Consider the following 651-nt stretch of genomic DNA (forward strand, 5'->3'; position numbering starts at 1 on the left):
CACCGCCTGGGGGCGATCGCTCCCCAACTGTTCTCGAATCTCCGAGTACAGGGTGGTTGCAGTGGGAGCGATCGCCAGTTTGCGGATCTCCACCGCACAACGGTCTTGCAGTTGTCGCAGCAGTTGCGATCGCATTCGAGTATAATTGCAACGCGCCAGAAACAACTTAAAAGAACCCTCGGACATGGCGATCGCCCACGCCAATTCCGACAAGGCGCGATCGTTATCGGCGATATTTTCGTCACAAAAGCCTGTGTGAGTCATGATTGGAACCTCGAGAAAGTGCATCGATTATGGAGTGACTGAACCCATTGCGATCGCGTTTTGATTCAGTTCTCAGTATTGGGTTGTGGGTTACTCCTGTTCGAGTTATCGTCATTAGATGAGGGTTTTACATCATCAATTGGATGCGGTGAATCGCTTGTACAAACAGGGTTGCACCCAATTGTAAGGGATTGATATTCCAGTTTCATCTGAGCGCGGAATTTATCAAGAATTTGGCTTTTTACTTCTTCATCTATGGGTTCGCTTGCTAAAGATTTTTCCAGCCAAACAATGGTTGTTGATGAATCGACGATCCAGTGCGGTGGATCGTCGGTGTGGTGCGGTGGATCGGCGGTGGGGTGCGGTGGATCGCCAGTCGTTCCCACC

Annotated in this window: 1 protein-coding gene and 1 pseudogene; both read right to left on the reverse strand. The window is 50.4% G+C overall.

The genetic code is table 11. From position 1 onward, the window contains the following. Positions 1 to 264 (reverse strand): annotated as a pseudogene (locus LKK83_RS02460) (hypothetical protein); the annotation flags it as partial. A gap of 65 nt (positions 265 to 329) precedes the next feature. Beyond that, positions 330 to 651: hypothetical protein (locus LKK83_RS02465; protein WP_324629207.1), on the reverse strand; the 322-nt coding region annotated here is incomplete at its 5' end.

The sequence above is a fragment of the Phormidium sp. CCY1219 genome (genome assembly GCF_035615515.1).
GTDB lineage: Bacteria > Cyanobacteriota > Cyanobacteriia > Cyanobacteriales > Laspinemataceae > CCY1219.